The sequence below is a fragment of the Tahibacter soli genome (assembly GCF_025717065.2).
Classification (GTDB): Bacteria; Pseudomonadota; Gammaproteobacteria; order Xanthomonadales; family Rhodanobacteraceae; genus Tahibacter; species Tahibacter soli.
The window spans coordinates 507724-525244 of the sequence record NZ_JAOVZO020000018.1 but is presented as its reverse complement, the minus strand read 5'-3'; the positions used below and the strand labels follow the sequence as shown (position 1 = coordinate 525244).

General features: G+C 65.5%; 8 protein-coding genes. 7 read left to right on the top strand and 1 reads right to left on the bottom strand.

Annotated features, from left to right (window positions below; genetic code table 11):
* The first annotated feature begins 97 nt into the window (after positions 1-97).
* The 7 genes from OD750_RS15790 to OD750_RS15760 all read left to right on the top strand — a co-directional run bounded on the left by OD750_RS15790 (position 98) and on the right by OD750_RS15760 (position 16269).
* Positions 98-8842, top strand: a complete 8745-nt coding sequence (locus tag OD750_RS15790) for a putative Ig domain-containing protein (protein WP_272842012.1) — start codon at positions 98-100, stop codon at positions 8840-8842.
* Between the two features lie 129 nt (positions 8843-8971).
* Complete coding sequence (locus tag OD750_RS15785; RefSeq protein WP_272842011.1) at positions 8972-11368, top strand: RHS repeat domain-containing protein; 2397 nt, start codon at positions 8972-8974, stop codon at positions 11366-11368.
* Positions 11369-11386: 18 nt separating this feature from the next.
* On the top strand, positions 11387-12154 hold the full coding sequence (locus OD750_RS15780) for an RHS repeat-associated core domain-containing protein (protein WP_272842010.1): 768 nt from the start codon (positions 11387-11389) through the stop codon (positions 12152-12154).
* Entirely contained in the window at positions 12147-12449 is a 303-nt protein-coding gene (locus OD750_RS15775; RefSeq protein WP_272842009.1) for a hypothetical protein, read from the top strand. The genes OD750_RS15780 and OD750_RS15775 overlap by 8 nt, the downstream gene beginning before the upstream one ends.
* A gap of 368 nt (positions 12450-12817) precedes the next feature.
* Positions 12818-14125 carry a hypothetical protein gene (locus OD750_RS15770; RefSeq protein ID WP_272842008.1) on the top strand — a complete coding sequence of 436 codons (1308 nt, stop codon included), beginning with the start codon at positions 12818-12820 and terminating at the stop codon, positions 14123-14125.
* An 83-nt stretch (positions 14126-14208) separates the two neighbouring features.
* Positions 14209-15702 (top strand): RHS repeat domain-containing protein, encoded by a 1494-nt coding sequence (locus OD750_RS15765; RefSeq protein WP_272842007.1) that lies wholly within the window; start codon positions 14209-14211, stop codon positions 15700-15702.
* Between the two features lie 117 nt (positions 15703-15819).
* The gene (locus OD750_RS15760) at positions 15820-16269 is read left to right on the top strand and encodes a hypothetical protein (RefSeq protein ID WP_263541643.1); all 450 of its coding nucleotides are present in this window, start codon (positions 15820-15822) and stop codon (positions 16267-16269) included.
* Positions 16270-16504: 235 nt separating this feature from the next.
* On the opposite strand, the gene OD750_RS15755 is transcribed toward OD750_RS15760, so the two are convergent.
* Complete coding sequence (locus OD750_RS15755; protein WP_263541642.1) at positions 16505-17197, bottom strand: integrase core domain-containing protein; 693 nt, start codon at positions 17195-17197, stop codon at positions 16505-16507.
* Positions 17198-17521 lie beyond the last annotated feature (324 nt).

The window sequence follows — 17521 nt, the reverse complement described above, 5'->3', positions numbered from 1 at the left end:
GACAATTATTGAGCTTGCGTCGCGTCCGCTGAGACCCTGATCACGTTTACTGCCGATTCTCGTTTAGAGCGCAGTACGACCCAACAGGGACCCAGCCATGCACGACCCCGGAAGCCGTTACTCATCGCGGCGCGTCGGCTTTGCCGCGCGCTGTCTCGCCATCGCCGCCGCGCTGCTCGGCGCGTCCGCCGCACCCGCGCAGGTGCAGCGCACCTTCGTCAATCTCGGTTTCGAACTGCCCGACGCGGGCACGTCGACCTGCTATTTCCAGATCGCCGAAAACGCCGTGCCGGGCTGGACGACGAATCATCCGAGTCAGGCCGGCGCGGCCTGCGCGCCGAACATCGCGCACACGACCGGCCCGCTGATCGAGATCTGGGCGAACGGCTTCAGCGGCGTGATGGCGCGCCACGGCAAGCAGTTCGCCGAACTCAACGCGGAAGCGTCGTCGCGGATCTTCCAGAACGTGTGCCTCGCGAACGGCGAGCCGATCGGCTGGCGGTTCAGCCACCGCGGTCGCGCGAGCGCGAGCGTGAAAGACCAGGCCGAATTCCGCATCGGCAGCACCGGCGACGTCAACCAGGTGGTGCGCGCGCAGACGACGAACTCGGGCGTCGGCGCGCACACGTGCTACGGCACCGCGGCATCGACGACGGGCGTCGGCAACAACACCTGCGCGAACGCGGCGGCGCCGAACGGCTGGCGCGACTACTCCGGCCAGTTCACCTGGAACGGCCCGACCGGCGTGCAGGCGATCGGCTTCGAGGCCAAGGGCACCGCGTCGACCGCGACGATCGGCAACTTCATCGACGACATCCAGGTGACCTTGCGCCCGTTCGTCGAACTGACGAGCGCGCAGGCGTCGGTGCGCGAAGGCGCGAACGACGCATTGCCGCAGCTGCGCGTGGTCGGCACGGTGCCGGCCGGCGGCATCGCCGTGACGCTCGCGATCGACGGCGGCACCGCGGCGCGCGGCAGCGACTACGCGACCGCGAGCGGCACGAACACGCTGAGCGTGACGGTGCCGGCCGGCGTCTACGACGGCACGAACTTCGCGCTGCCGCTGACGATGCTCGACGACGCGGCGATCGAGGACAACGAGACGATCTCGCTCGCGATCACCTCGTCGCCGACGAATTACGTGTTGAGCTCGACGCGCACCTGCGGCGCGGCGCCGATCACCGCGACGAGCGTGACCGTGCTCGACAACGACGCCGATCTCGCCGTGTCGCTCGCCGCGCCCGCGAGCGCGCGCGCCGGCGGACCGCTCGTGTACGTCGCGACGTACGAGAACCGCACCGCGGCGCCGACCGTCGGCGATACCGCGAGCCGCACGATCGCGACGCTGCTCGCCGAGGCGGTGCCCGCGGGCCTGACGATCAACGGCTGGACGTGCGCCGCGACCGGCGGCGCGCGCTGCCCCGGCGGCGCGCCCGACGCGACGGTCGGCGGCAGCGGCGCGATCGCCGGAGCCGTGACGCTGCCGGCCGGCGCAACCGTCAGCTTCACCGTGGGCGCGACGATCGCGCCGACGCAGTGCGCCGCGATCGGCCTGACCGCGCAGATCGCGATGCCCGCGGGCTACACCGAAGGCACGTCGGTGCAGGCGGGCTACGCGACGCCGGCGCCGGGCGGATCGGCGAACAATGCGGCGACGGCGAGCGTGGCGTCGGTGTGCAACGTGGCCCCCGTCGCGCGCGCGGCGAGCGTCGCGGTGGCCGGCGGCGGCACGGCGGCGATCGTGCTCGACGCGAGCGACGCCGACGGCGACACGCTGACCTACCGCGTCGTCACGGCGCCGCAGCACGGCACGCTGTCGGGTACCGCACCGAATCTCACGTACTCGCCGGATGCCGGCTACGTCGGTTCGGATACCTTTACCTTTGTGGCCAACGACGGCACGGTCGACTCGGCCGCCGCGACGGTCGCGATCACGGTGACCGCGTCGAACCGCGCGCCGACGGTGGCGACGCCGCCGTCCGAAGTGCCCGAGCGCGGCACGTACGCGCACACGCTCGACGCGAGCGACCCGAATGCCGGCGACACGCTGGGCTTCAGTCTCGTGCGCGCGCCGTCGGGCATGACGGTCGGCGCGTCGAGCGGCGCGCTGAACTGGCCGGCCGACGATACGCTGGTCGGTTCGAGCCGGTTGGACAACGCGCTGTGCTTCGGCGGCGGCACGTCCGTCAGCGCGGTGCCGCCGGCGGCGGACATCGCGATGGTGGTCGACGAATCGGCGTCGATGATCGGCGAGCACGCGTGGATCGCTGACATCGCGGTGCCGTTCCAGGCCTACCTCACGGCGAACGGCGTCGGCGACGGCGGCGAGCCCAATCGCTACGGCCTCGTCGGGTTCACGCGCACGGCCGCGACGATTCCGGTCGGCGGCGTGCCGTTTGGCGACTACCGCGCGCTGATCGGCGCGACCGGTCAGTTGTACATTCCCGACGGCGTCGCCGAGGAAGACGGCTGGCGCGCGATCATGCACGCGCTGACGCAGTATCCGTGGCGCACGACGGTCGCGCGCAACGTGTTGTTCGTATCCGACGAGGACCGCGACGCGGTCGACACGTCGCTGTCGTACGCGTCGGTGCTCGCCGCGCTCGCGTCGAGCAAGACGATGCTCAACGCGGTGGTCAACGTGCGCCTGCGCTGCGGCGACGGCAGCGCGGCGATGGGCCTCGGCGCCGACGGCACCGGCTACAAGCACGACGGCAGCGGCGGCTACGTGACGTGCGCGAACGCGAGCGCCGTCGCGGTGCCGGGCGACACGTCGATCGCCGACTACGTGAACCTCGCGCTCGCGACCGGCGGCGCGGCGTGGGACATCGAAGTGCTGCGCGACGGCGGCCACTACGCCGAGTCGTTCACCAACGCGCTGATCGCGCTGAAGGTGCGCGAGATCCTGTCGCAGCAGCCGACGGCCGAGCAGGCCGACCTCACCGTGCACGCGCTGCGCGTCGAAGACGGACAGGTGCACGCGACGCTGCGCAACCGCGGCCTCGCCGCCGTCGACCGCCCGTTCGTGCTCGCGCTGTCGGCCGACGGCACCACTTTCGCGCGCGTGACGGTCGATGCGCTCGCCGCCGGCGCGTCGGTCGAGCGCAGCGTCGACTGGCCCGCCGATCTCGCCGAACCGGCGCGCGTCTCGGCGCGCATCGAGGCGCCCGGCACGGTCGAGTGCCGGAACGACAACAACGATCTGACCGCCGCATGGGCGCGCGTGCGCGTGACCGATGCCGGCGGGCTCACGGCCGAACGCGCGTTCAGCGTCGCGGTGACCGACGTCAACGACGCGCCAGACATCACTTCGACCGCGCCGACGACGGTCGCGCTCGGCGACCGCTATCTGTACACCGTGACCGCGACCGATCCGGACCGCGGCGACGCGCTCGAATATCTGCTCGACGCCGCGCCCGACGGCATGACGATCGACCGCCTGACCGGCGTGATCCGGTTCCAGCCGACCGCGAACCAGTCCGGTCCGCACAGCGTCGCCGTGCGCGTGCGCGACCTCGCCGGCGCGAGCGACACGCAGACCGTGACGCTGACCGTCGGCGCGGGCCGCGCGCCGCCGCGCTTCACCTCGACGCCGAACCGCCGTGCGGTGCAGGGAGAAATCTACACGTATACCGCGACCGCGGCCGGCGAGCCCGACGCGGTGCTGCGCTACACGCTGGTCGAGGGTCCGGCCGGCATGACGATGGACGCGGTCAGCGGCGTCGTGACCTGGGGCGCGCCGGCCGACTTCGACGACGACGCCGAGCGCATCGCGCTGCGCGTGAACGATCAGTTCGGCGGCTACCATCTGCAGTTCTATACCTTGCTCGGCGACGTGCCGAACGAGGCGCCGACGATCACGACGGTGCCGCCGACGCGCGTGCTGACCGGCTATGGCCTGACGTACACGCCGGCCGCGATCGACGCGAACCTGTTCGAAACGCAAGTGTGGGACGCGCTGATCGTGCCGTCCGGCGTCACGCTGACGAACGGCACGCCGCCGACGCTGAGCTGGCCCGGTTGGGCATCGGAAAGCGCGATGCCGGCGGAACTGGCGGTGTTCAACCGCTACTGCCTGCAGACCGACGCGGCGGTGAAGCCGTTCCAGCCGGTCGCCGCGTGGCGCGTCGCCGCGCGCGCGCCGGGCACGCAGGCGCTGATCGGCCCGCTGTCGGATACGAACGACGACGGACGTCTGGACGCGAGCGACCGCATCGCGGTCGTGTCGATCGCGGCCGGCGGCGGCGATGCGCGCGTGCGCGCGCTGGACGCGGCGACCGGCGACGAGTGGTGGACGACGGCGCAGAACACCGCCGACGCGACCAACGCGCCGGCGATGGCCGACATCGACGGCTCGGGCGAGGTGACGATCGTCTATCTCGACACGCAGGGCCACGTCGTCGCGCTGCGCGCGGACGGCAGCCTGCGCTGGCGGTCGAGCGTGTCCGTCGCGAGCGGCATGTACTACAACGCGCTCCAGCTGGCCGATCTCGATCGCGACGGCCGGGCCGAAATCCTGATCGGCCGCTCGGTGTTCGACGCCGACGGCGCGCTGCGCTGGCGGTTCCCGGCCGGCGCCACCGAATACGGCCGGCCGCTCGCGCTCGATCTCGATGGCGACGGCATGCAGGAAGTGCTGCACCGCGGCCAGACGCGACGCGCGGACGGCACGCTGTGGTGGTCGACGCCGAGCCTCGCCGCGAACGAGTCGATGTACGCGGCGTACTACGCGCCGATCCCGGTCGACGGCGGCGCGCGCATCGGCGTCGTCGTCAGCGAAGAGACGAGCGCGGGCTATCGCCTGTCGCTGCTGCGCCCGGACGGCACGACCGTGTGGCGCATCGCCGGGGGCAGCGTCACGCGCACCGGTCCGCCGCTCGTGGCCGACTTCGTGGAAAGTTCGCCCGGCCCGGAAATCTTCCTCGCCGCGACCGAGCAGATGTACGCGTCGGACGGACGCCTCTTGTGGACGCTGGCCGGCACGTCGGGCTGGCGCTACTTCAACGGCATGAGCGCGAGCGCGGCCGACGCCGACGCGGACGGCCGACTGGAAATCTATACCTGGGCCGACGACGGCCTCAACGTGGTCAATCCCGAAACCGGCTACGTCACCGCCGCGCGCATCGGCAACGCGAACTTCAGCTACACCGGGCAGGTGGCGACGTTCGCCGACCCGACCGGCAGCGGCGACGCGCGCCTGTGGCTCGGCGACGGGCTCGGCATGAGCGCGTACCGGCCGGCGCTCGGCACGTGGTCGATCGGCGCGCGCTTCGTGCACCAGCAGGCGTATGCGGCCGACCGCATCGGCCCCGACATGCGCGTGCCGCCGGCGATGCCCGGCGCGATTCCCGCGCCGCTGTACGTGTTCGGCGCGCCGAGCACCGCGCACGATCCGACGCGCTACCTGCCGGACCTGCGCGTGTTCGGCCCGTATTCGGCCGGCAGCCCGGACGAGGTGACGCTCAAGGCCGACGTCGTCAATCGCGGCACCGGCGCGAGCCGCGCGTTCGCGGTCGAGTTCCACAACGGCACGCCGGCGTCGCCGGGCAATCTGCTCGGCCGCGTCGAACTCGAAGCGCTCGGCCCCGGCAAGAGCGCGACGGCGATCCTGCCGCCGCTGCCGGCCGGCGAGCTCGGCACCGGCACGCTCGTCGCGCGCGTGGTCACGGCGCCCGAGGAAACCGAATGCGAGACGCGCAACAACGCGTCGTCCGGCGTGCCGATGCAGATCGCGGTGACCGACCGCGACGGCCTGCGCACGCGCCAGACCTGGGCGATCGGCTACGACCGCGGCACGTTCGCGACGCCAACGTTCGTGTCGACGCCGCCGACCGCCGCGACCGAGAACGTGCCTTACGTCTACACGGTGCAGGCGACGTCGGCGAACATCGGCGACTCGCTGATCTACTGGTTCGAGGCGGCGCCCGACGGCGCGACGATCGATCCGCATACCGGCGTCATCACGTGGACGCCGCGCTGGGGCTTTCCGGGCGGCACGGGCTTCCAGGTGCGCGCGACGAGCCTGTCGGGCCTGTCGTACATCCAGACGTGGTGGGTGACGGTCGCGCGCTCGACCGATCCGAACACCGCGCCGCGCATCACGTCGACCGCGCCGCTGCATGCGACGGTCGGCGAGGCGTACGAGTATCCGGTCGTCGCGGTCGACGACGAAGGCCATGCGATTACCTACACGCTGACCGCGGCACCGACGGGCATGACGATCGGCGCGGCCGGCGGCGCGATCCGCTGGACGCCGACGTCGGCGACGCCCGCGACGGTCACCGTCACGGTCAAGGCCACCGACGCGCGCGACGCGAGCACGACGCAGACGTACGAGCTGCGCGTGCACGCCAACGCGAACCATGCGCCGACGATCACGAGCACGCCGGCGCTGACCGCGTCGCCGACCGTCGCGTACACGTACGCGCTCACGGCGACCGACCCCGACGGCGACACGCTGACGACGCACTGGCTGACGCTGCCCGCCGGCGCGACCGGCGACGCGAGCGGCATCGCGTGGACGCCGACCGCGGGACAGATCGGCGAGCACGCGTTCGACGTCGAAGTGCGCGACGGCCGCGGCGGCGTCGCGCGGCAGACGTACACCGTGTTCGTCAACGACGCGACCGCGAACGGCGCGCCGGACATCACGAGCACCGCGCCGACGGCCGCGACGGCCGGGCAGAGTTACACGTACGCCGTGATCGCGACCGATCCCGACAACGACGCGCTGACGTACCGCCTGACGACGAAGCCGACCGGCATGACGATTGCCGCGAACGGCGCGATCGCGTGGACGCCGGTCGCGTCGCAGGTCGGCACCCACGCCGTGCGCGTGGAGGTGACCGACGGGCATGGCGGCGGCGCGTGGCAGGCGTACGACATCGTCGTCGCGACCGGCGGCGGTGGCGGCACCGGACCGAACGCCGAACCCGAGTTCGCCAGCACGCCGCCGACCGGCGGCAAGCTTGGTCGCGCGTACCGCTACGACGCCGTCGCGACCGACGCCGACGGCGACACGCTCGTGTACTCGCTCGAAGCGGCGCCGTCGGGCATGACCATCAACAGCGCGACCGGCCGCATCGACTGGAACCCCGCGGCGACCGGCGACTACCCGGTGCGCGTGCGCGCCAGCGACGGCCGCGCGTGGGTCGAGCAGGGCTGGACGCTGACGGTGGTGCCGGCCGGCGCGCTCGCGCTGAACCTGTCGTTCGCGCCCGACACCGTGAACCCGAACGAACCGGTGACGGTACACCTGATCCCGACGAACGCGTCGGGCCAGCTCTACGCGACGCTGCAGCTCGACGGCGTGCCGGTGACGCTCGACGATCTGTCGGCCGTCGTGACCTCGGCCGCGCCGGGCCTGCACACGCTCGCCGCGAGCGTCAGCGACGGCGTGGAACTCGCGAACGCGAGCGGCCGGTTCCTCGTGCGCGCGCCCGAAGACGTCACCGCGCCGCGCGTGTCGCTGAGCGCGCCGGACGGCGACGCGCGCATCACCGCGCCGACCGACGTGCGCGTGACGATCGCCGACGAAGACCTCGTCGAGTGGACGCTGACGATCGTCGACGCGAACGGCGGCACGCCGACGCCGATATCGAGCGGCACGACGACGGTCACCGACGCGGTGATCGGCCGCATCGATCCGACGCTGCTGCTCAACGGCCAGTACCACGTCACGCTGCGCGCGACCGACGCGCAGGGCCATCGCACGACCGTCGTGCGCGTGGTGCTCGTCGACGGCGACATGAAGGTGGGCCATTTCTCGATCACGCTCGAGGACGCGAGCATCGACGTCGCCGGCATCCCGGTGCGCGTCACGCGCACGTACGACACGCGCCGCGCGAAGGAATCGCTCGACTTCGGCTACGGCTGGACGGTGGACTACAACAACGTGCGCGTGCACGAGTCGCGCAAGCTCGGCTTCGGCTGGAGCCTGATCGAATACCGCAACGGCTTCTTCTCGAACTGGTGCGTGCTGCCCAACGGCAATCCGATCGTGAGCGTGACGATGCCCGACGGCGACGTGCAGCGGTTCAAGGCGAAGGCGCACCCCGAGTGCCAGATGTTCATCCCGCAGCCGGACGTGGAAATCGTGTTCGAGGCGTTGCCGGGCACGACGTCCAAATTGGAACAGATGAACTATGGCAACGTGCGGATCATCGAGGACCGCATCACCGAGATCGGCGCGCCGGACACGCCGATCGACGCGAGCCAGTACCGTCTGACGACGCCCGACGGCCTGCAGTGGTCGATCGACCAGCACTTCGGCGCACGCCAGGTGCGCGATCCGCACGGCAACACGCTGACGTTCACGCGCGACGGCGTGGAGCACTCCAGCGGCATGGCCGTGACGTTCGTGCGCGACACGGCCGGCCGCATCACGACGATGCACCTGCCCGACGATACCGAGCGCACGTACGGCTACGACACGAACGGCGAACCTGACGTCGGCGACCGACACGGTGAACCAGACCTCGACCTACGCCTACGCGCAGCCGAACCATCCGCACTACCTCAAGGACATCACGGACCCTCGCGGCGTGCGCGTGAGCCGCAGCGAATACGACCCGCAAGGCCGCCTGGTCGCGCTGATCGACGCGGACGGCCGGCGCATGGAGTTCACGCACGCGATCGACGCGCGCACCGAGCGCGTGAAGAACCGGCGCGGCTACGAGACGGTGTACCAGTACGACGACAACGGCTGGGTGCTGACCGAAACGAACGCGCTGAACCAGACGACGACGCGCACGTACGACGAGAACGGCAACGAGCTGTCGGCGACCGATCCGCGCAACGTGACGACGATGCCGCACGTACGACATCCGCGGCAACGTGCTGACCGAGACCGACGGCATGCAGCGCACGACGGCGATGACGTACGACGCGAGCAACCAGCTGCTGACGCAGGTCGATCCGAGCGGCCGGACGGTCGTGACGAACACGTACAACGACCTCGCCAAGACGCTGCTTGACGACGACCGACGCGAGCGGCGCGACGACGCGGTTCAGCTACGACACCGGCATCGGTTCGACGGCGACGGGCGAGCTGAAATCGATGACCGACGCGGTGGGCCGCCGCACGGCGTACTACGTGCACATGGTGTTCGGCTGGCGCACCGACGAGGTGGATCCGCAGGGCGTGCACACGCGCTACACGCACGACACGGTCGGGCGCGTGAAGACGCAGGTGGTGACGCCCGACGCGACGAAGCCGAACGAGACGCGCACGACGAGCTACGTCTACGACGACAAGGGCCGGCTGACGAGCACGACGCATCCGGACAGCACCACGACGACCACGACGTACAACGCGATCGACAAACCCGCGACCGAGTGCGATGCAATCAATCGCTGCACGACGTACGTGTACGACAACGCCGGTCATCTGCAGTCGACGACGTACCCCGACGGCACGAGCGAATCGAAGACGTACGACGCGAACGGCAATGTCGAAACGGAAACCGACCGCGCCGGACGAACGACGCGCTACGTCTACGACGAATTGGATCGCCTGAAGACGACGATCCTGCCGGACGGCACGAGCGACCCCGACGACAACCCGTTCACCGAGCAGACGTACGACGCGGCGGGAAGGCTGTATCAGGTCAGCAACGAACGCGGCCACACGACGACCTACGGCTACGACGACGCGGGCCGCCAGACGAGCGTGACGAACGCGCTGAACCAGACGACGACGACGGTGTACGACGTCGCGGGCCGGCGCACGTCGGTGACCGATGCGCTGAATCGCACGACGAAGTTCGTCTACGACGAAGCGGGGAGGCTGATCGAGACGATCGCACCGGACGAAACGCCGTGGACCGACAGCGACAATCCGCGCACAACGTCGGCATACGACGCATTGGGCCGCAAGACGCGCGAGACCGACGGCGAGGGCCGCATCACGCGGTATCGCTACGGCATCGGCGGTCAGCTCGACATGGTCGTGCTGCCGAATCCGGCGACGGGCGCGAATCCGGAACTCGTGAACGGAGAAAGTCCGAACGGTTCCGGCACCTTGGTCACGCGTTACGAATACGACACGCTGGGCCACAAGCGGCGGCAGATCGACGCGCTGAACCGCACGACGAGTTGGACGTACGACGAGTCGGGGCGTGTGCTCACGCGAACGCTGCCGCTGCTGCAGCAGGAGACGTTCGTCTACGACACGCTGGGAAGGCGCACGCAGCACACGGACTTCCGCGGCCGAACGACGAGCTACGCGTACAAGCCGAACACCGACCTGCTGCAGACGATCGACTACGCGACCGACGCCGACACGACGATCGCGTACACGGCCGAAGGCCAGATCGACACCGTGCAGGACGGCAACGGCACGACGTCGTACGAATACAGCGAACGGGGACGGTTGGAAAAAGTCACCTGGCCGAGCGGGTTGTGGATCGAATACGGCTACGACGACGCAGGCAACCGCACGCAGCTGACGACGGCCGATCAGAGCGTGAGCTACACGTTCGACGAGCTGAACCGCCTGAAGACGGTGACGCCGACGCTCGGTCAAGGCGCAACGTACGACTACGACGCAGTCGGCAATCGTGCGACGGTGACGCATGCGAACGGCGTCACGACGACGTACACGTACCACCCGGGCAACCAGCTCAGAACCCTGACGACGACGCGGCCGGGCAACGCGCAGGAATACGTGCTGGCGTACCGGATCGACAAGAGCGGATTGCGCACGCAGGTGGCGCAGCTGCAGGACACGTTCACGCGCGCGACGTACGACTACGAGTACGACAAGGTCAAACGGCTGACCGGGCGAATACGTGTTCCTGCCGGCGGGGCGTTCGCGCACCGTGAACTGGACGTACGACAAGGTGGGCAACCGCCTGACCGAAGCGCGCACGGGCGTGCGTATCGCGAACAGCGCGTACAGCTACGACGCGAACGATCGGTTGACGCAACACACGACGAGCGGCACGGCGCCGGATGTCGGGACGACGACGTATGCACTACGACGACGCGGGAAATCTTGACGCAGAAGACGAGCCCGCAAGGCGTCGGAGAACTACGTTTACGACGATGCGAACCGCATGGTCGAACTGATTGCGGCGAATCAGGAAGTGACGCGGTATGCGTACAACCACAACGGGATCAGGATCAAGCAGACGCGAGACGCGACCGGGATCAAGCCCGCAGACGGCGCATTATCTCGTCGATCCGAACCAGGCGTACGCGCAGGTCGTCGAAGAACACGCGCAGACGGGATCGAACCCGAAGACACTCGCGGCGTTGTACACCTTTGGCGATGACCGTATCAGTCAGTACAGGCCTGCGAACGGTGCGACGCCGGCCACAGTCAGGCACTACCACGCCGACGGGCTGGGGAGTACAAGGCTGTTGACCGACAGCGCGGGACGTCGTGACCGATCGCTACTACTACGAAGCGTTCGGCGAACTGGAAGCGGCGGCTTCGCAGGTCACAAGCGATAACGACTTCCTCTACACAGGAGAGCAGCTCGATCCGAATAGTGAGTTCTACTATCTGCGGGCGCGGTATATGGACCCAAATGCGGCACGGTTTACTTCGCGCGATCCAGCAGCTGGGATCGCTTCAAGGCCGTTCTCACTGAATGCTCATATCTACGGGGAAAATGATCCGTCAAATAGATTTGATCCGTCCGGGCGAATGTCCACGATGTCCGCACTTGCGACGGCGTCTGCGGTAGCCGGAGTGATCACCGCTCTGGCTACATCACCCCATTCGCCGTTCCGGAGCAAGGGTAGTCAGCGAGGTGAAAATTTTGTTGGAACGCTGAATCTATCCGACTCGGAGCAGCAAAGTGTCGGCGACGCATTGTGCGCTTGTGTGGAAGAGCGATACAACCCGTTTGATCAGGAAGGTATGGAAATCGTGAGAGATATATCCGAGTTTGGCGCAATTCCGATCTACAAGCCGTGGATGGGTGTTCCAGTGCTTGGTGGAGCTTCGCGATTTACAAATTTCATAAATGCGTTCGGCTTTTTTACATTGAGAAAAACGAATTTCCGATTACCGTTCAGACTTGCTGGAACGGTGCGACCATATACCTTGGTTGGGCGCGGGAACGTCGTTGTCGCTACCGGTTTCTTTGCGTACGACATGACATCCATTGGTTTGTGTGTGACGGATCATTTATTTGGTGAATAAAATGGCAAATATAAATAGAGATTTTGTGAAGGGCGTTGTTGTTGGCGCGATTCAATCTTTAATGCGTGACAAAGACTTTATTGTGAATGAAGAAGACTCTATTGTTTTTGATAGCATTCTATATGGCGATGATTTTGGGAATGTTCTAATAATAGAAATTGAAGATAAATTAAAAATCAGGACGCCGACGAGTGAGTGGTCCAACGTATACACCGTGAGACAGGCGATTGATTTGGTGGCGCGAGCTTGCGCAGCAAGCGAGCCAGAAAGCCCTGGGCATTTGGAAAAACCCTGAGCTGTCCCGTCCAAACTGTCCCGTCCAAACTGTCCAGAAGCGAAGATCGTTGAGAAACTGATATTGATATCTCAACGAATGCGGAAAATATGAGCGTACGAGCTCCTCGTTCGCTTGCGATGATCAACCAACGGCGCCGTATTCGGCGCCGTTGGTTGTTGAAATGGCGGATTCTCGGCTTCGGCGCACGCTAGCCGTGGACAGTCTGGACTGCCCATCGTGATCGCGGCTATCCCGGCCGATCAGCGTTCCGGAGGGAAGAACCAACCGGCCAATCGCCCATTCCAACCGCTGAAATACGTCGGCGTACCGGTCGCTTTCGCCCGCAAGGGGTGCACACGCGCTACACGCACGACACGGTCGGTCGCGTGAAGACGCAGGTGGTGACGCCCGACGCGACGAAGCCGAACGAGACGCGCACGACGAGCTATGTGTACGACGACAAGGGCCGATTGACGAGCACGACGCATCCGGACGCAACGACCACGACAACGACCTACAACGCGATCGACAAACCGGCGACCGAGTGCGATGCAATCAACCGCTGCACGACGTACACGTACGACAACGCCGGCCATCTGCAATCGACGACGTACCCCGACGGCACGAGCGAATCGAAGACGTACGATGCGAACGGCAATGTCGAAACGGAAACCGACCGCGCCGGACGAACGACGCGCTACGTCTACGACGAACTCGATCGCCTGAAGACGACGATCCTTCCGGACGGCACGAGCGATCCCGACGACAACCCGTTCACCGAACAGACGTACGACGCGGCGGGAAGGCTGCATCAGGTCAGCAACGAACGCGGCCACACGACGACCTACGGCTACGACGACGCGGGCCGCCAGACGAGCGTGACGAACGCGCTGAACCAGACGACGACGACGGTGTACGACGTCGCGGGGCGTCGCACGTCGGTGACCGATGCGCTGAGCCGCACGACGAAGTTCGTCTACGACGAAGCGGGTCGACTGACCGAGACGATATCGCCGGACGAAACGCCGTGGACCGACAGCGACAATCCGCGCTCGTGGTCGGCGTACGACGCGTCTGGGCCGCAAGACGCGCGAGACCGACGGCGAGGGCCGCATCACGCGGTATCGCTACGGCATCGGCGGTCAGCTCGACATGGTGGTGCTGCCGAATCCGGCGACGGGCGCGAATCCGGAACTCGTGAACGGCGAAAGCCCCGCGAACGCCGGCACGCTGGTGACGCGCTACGAATACGACACGCTGGGCCACAAGCGGCGACAGATCGACGCGCTGAACCGCACGACGAGCTGGACGTACGACGAGTCGGGGCGTGTGCTCACGCGAACGCTGCCGCTGCTGCAGCAAGAGACGTTCGTCTACGACACGCTCGGAAGGCGCACGCAGCACATCGACTTCCGAGGCCGAACGACGAACTACGCGTACAAGCCGAACACCGACCTGCTGCAGACGATCGACTACGCGACCGACACCGACACGACGATCGCGTACACGGCCGAAGGCCAGATCGACACCGTGCAGGACGGCAACGGCACGACGTCGTACGAATACGGCGATCGGGGACGGTTGGAAAAAGTCACCTGGCCGAGCGGGCTGTGGATCGAATACGGCTACGACGACGCAGGCAACCGCACGCAGCTGACGACGGCCGACCAGAGCGTGAGCTACACGTTCGATGAGCTGAATCGCTTGAAGACGGTGACGCCGACGCTGGGCCAAGGCGCGACGTACGACTACGACGCGGTCGGCAACCGCAGCGACGGTGACGCACGCGAACGGCGTCACGACGACGTACACGTACCACCCGGGCAATCAGCTCAGAACGCTGACGACGACGCGGCCGGGCAACGTGCAGGAATACGTGCTGGCGTATCGGATCGACAAGAGCGGGTTGCGCACGCAGGTGGCGCAGCTGCAGGACACGTTCACGCGCGCGACGTACGACTACGAGTACGACAAGGTCAAGCGACTGACGGGCGAATACGTGTTCCTGCCGGCCGGACGCTCGCGGACCGTGAACTGGACGTACGACAAGGTGGGCAACCGCCTGACCGAAGCGCGCACGGGCGTGCGCACGGCGAACAGCGCGTACAGCTACGACGCGAACGACCGGCTGACGCAGCACACGACGAGCGGCACGGCACCGGATGTCGGGACGACGACGTATGCCTACGACGCGGCGGGGAACTTGACGCAAAAGACGAGTCCGCAGGGCACGGAAAACTACGTCTACGACGATGCGAACCGCATGGTCGAACTGATCGCCGCGAACCAGGAAGTGACGCGGTATGCGTACAACCACAATGGGATCAGGATCAAGCAGACCAAAGACGCGACGGGATCAAACCCGCAGACGGCGCACTATCTCGTCGATCCGAACCAGGCGTATGCGCAGGTCGTTGAAGAGCATGCGCAGGTGGGTTCGAATCCGAAGACGCTGGCGGCGTTGTACACCTTTGGCGATGACCGCATCAGCCAGTACCGGCCTGCGAACGGTGCGACGCCGGCCACAGTCAGGCACTACCACGCGGACGGGCTGGGGAGTACAAGGCTGTTGACCGACAGTGCGGGTGTCGTGACCGATCGGTACTTCTATGAAGCGTTTGGAGAGCTGGAGGCCGGGGCTTCGGTGCAGGCCAGTGACAACAGCTTCCTGTACACGGGAGAACAGTTAGATCCGAATAGTGGGTTCTACTACCTGCGGGCAAGGTACATGAATCCGGGTGACGGAAGGTTCACGCAACAGGATCCTTACGAAGGCGCGCCGTTGGAGCCCCTATCTCTTCATAAGTATGTTTATACAAGCGCAAGTCCGATATCAAATAGAGACCCAAGCGGCCTAGTTACTTTGGGGGAGATTAACGCAGGAATAGTGAACACCATGATTCGTGCGGCACAGGCAACAGCAACTTTCGGTAATGTGGCGGCACAGGTCGGTGCAAGGGCGGCAATGCAGCTTGTTGCGCATACGGTTAGAGTTGCTGTTCAAGTTAGGCCCTACGTGACTTCTATGCCAAAGATTGGCGCCCAGATGGGGCGTGTTCTATCGAGGCTTTTTGGTCATTTTCAGCGATTTGTAAAATCAAAGGCATTTCAAAAGGCAGGAAAGCATGAAATTGAACTTTGGGGGCCAAGCCCGGCGGTGAAGACGCCAGAGGTGGTGGGGCCGAAGATAGCAGTAATTCCCAAGGTTCTATCATTGGAGTTGCACAATGGGGGTTGCCGGGGAGAGTATTTCAGTTTGTATATAAAATAGGAAAGAATCCGCCCGGAGGCCTGTTTCGGTTCAGGTATGATTATTTAGATTTCCAGACCCTGCCGGTAAAATTTAGTCCGCATGTGCATATCAACTATGCAGGAGTTAATATTAATCATGGCGTACCGTAATGGGTGTAGAATAAATGCCGCAGGCAGCATACCTTTTGGCCGGCTATGGGGGGTGATTTTTCCCGTCGAGGTGCCTGGGGCGTGGACTTTTTCGGGATTTGTTATTGAAAATGACAATTGGGAGGGCTTCCAAGAGGTCCATGGTGGGGCTTTTGAGGTAAGCGAGAAGGGGGATATATGTGTGAAGGATTTTGCGGTTGCTAAAGCGCTAAGTGAGATTGTGAGCCCGGATTGGTCGAAACTTCTCTATTGGCATGATGGCGATATTCGTGTGGCAGCGGCATGTGTGGATCACGCCTTTTGGGTTGTGTTGGGCGCAAAGGCGGCCGCTGGCGAGCTGTCAAAGCAATTAGGGCAAGAGTGGTTAGAGGCGACCGAAGCTGATATCGAGCTTTCGGGTCTGGATGGTTATCCTGTACAAATCACTGGAACCTAGGCGGAAAATTGTCCCGTCCAAACCGTCCAGAAGCGAAGATCGTTGAGAAATTTATATTGATATCTCAACGAATGCGGAAAATCTGAGCGTACAAGCTCCTCGTTCGCTCGCGATGATCAACCAACGGCGCCGCATTCGGCGCCGTTGGTTGTTGAAACGGCGGATTCTCGGCTTCGGCGCACGCTAGCCGTGGACAGTCTGGACTGCCCATCGTGATCGCGGTTCTTCCGGCCGATCAGCGTTCCGGCGGGAAGAACCAACCGACCAATCGCCCATTCCAACCGCTGAAATACGTCGGCATACCGGTCGCTTTCGTCCGGCCACCCCAGGCTTCGGCTGGCGTGCGGCCCCCGCGGCCAAGCAGGTGTTGATGCGGTCGCGCATGGTTGTACCAGCAACGAAACGTCGCGAGCTTGGCGCACAAGTCGTCGCCGTCGACAATCGCGATGTGATTAAGCTTCTGGAAGAACCGTTCGATCCGGCCGTTCTGCCACGGACAGCGAGGCTGGATGCGTTGCAGGCGAATGCCGAGCCGTCCGAGCGCGACCTGCATCGCCGCCGAGACGAAGCAGGCTTCGTTGTCGACGCGAATCCGCTGTGGAATGCCGTATCGCCGAATCGCTTCGATCACCTCACGCAAGATCGTCAGGCTGCGTTTGTCGGTCAGGTTCGCGAGCCGCAACGCGGCACGACTGCCGTGATCGAGGATGCCAAGGACCAACTGCTGCCGCCCGCTCAAATCGGCCTTGGCGGTCAGGTCCATCGCCCATGTCCGATTCGTTGGTCCGCTACGTGGAACGCGGTGCTTGATCGTTCGCCGCAGGCGGACAATCTCGGCGTGATGCCGCCGCAAAGTCAACGCGACGAAGCTCTTGCTGACGATGACATGGCGCTCGGCGAAGCGGCGATTGAAGATTTCCGCGATCACGTGCGGATCCTGGACACCCAAACTGTGCGCTTACGGGATCGGGGGTTGGATACTACTTAGGAGGATCAAAGGGGGCTGTTATCGGGGGTGTCGTCGGAGGTGTGGGTAGATACTATTCCGGAGTCAATGCTCTTGCTGCCATGATTGGAATGACGCCATTCATTCATCGAATGCAAATGATGGTAGCAACCTGGATCTCTCCTTCGCAGCGGATTATTAGAGGTGCGAACAATACAGTTACCACTGTTCGTGAGCTCGACCGCCTCGCGGCAAATTCAAATTTGGTTACGCTTTATAGTGCTCTTTCAAAACTTCCCCAGTCTG

Bases quoted from the DNA above. Each gene is read 5' to 3' on its own strand.
- OD750_RS15790 (WP_272842012.1), top strand. From the start codon at position 98: ATGCACGACCCCGGAAGCCGTTACTCATCGCGGCGCGTCGGCTTTGCC.
- OD750_RS15760 (WP_263541643.1), top strand. From the start codon at position 15,820: ATGGCGTACCGTAATGGGTGTAGAATAAATGCCGCAGGCAGCATACCT.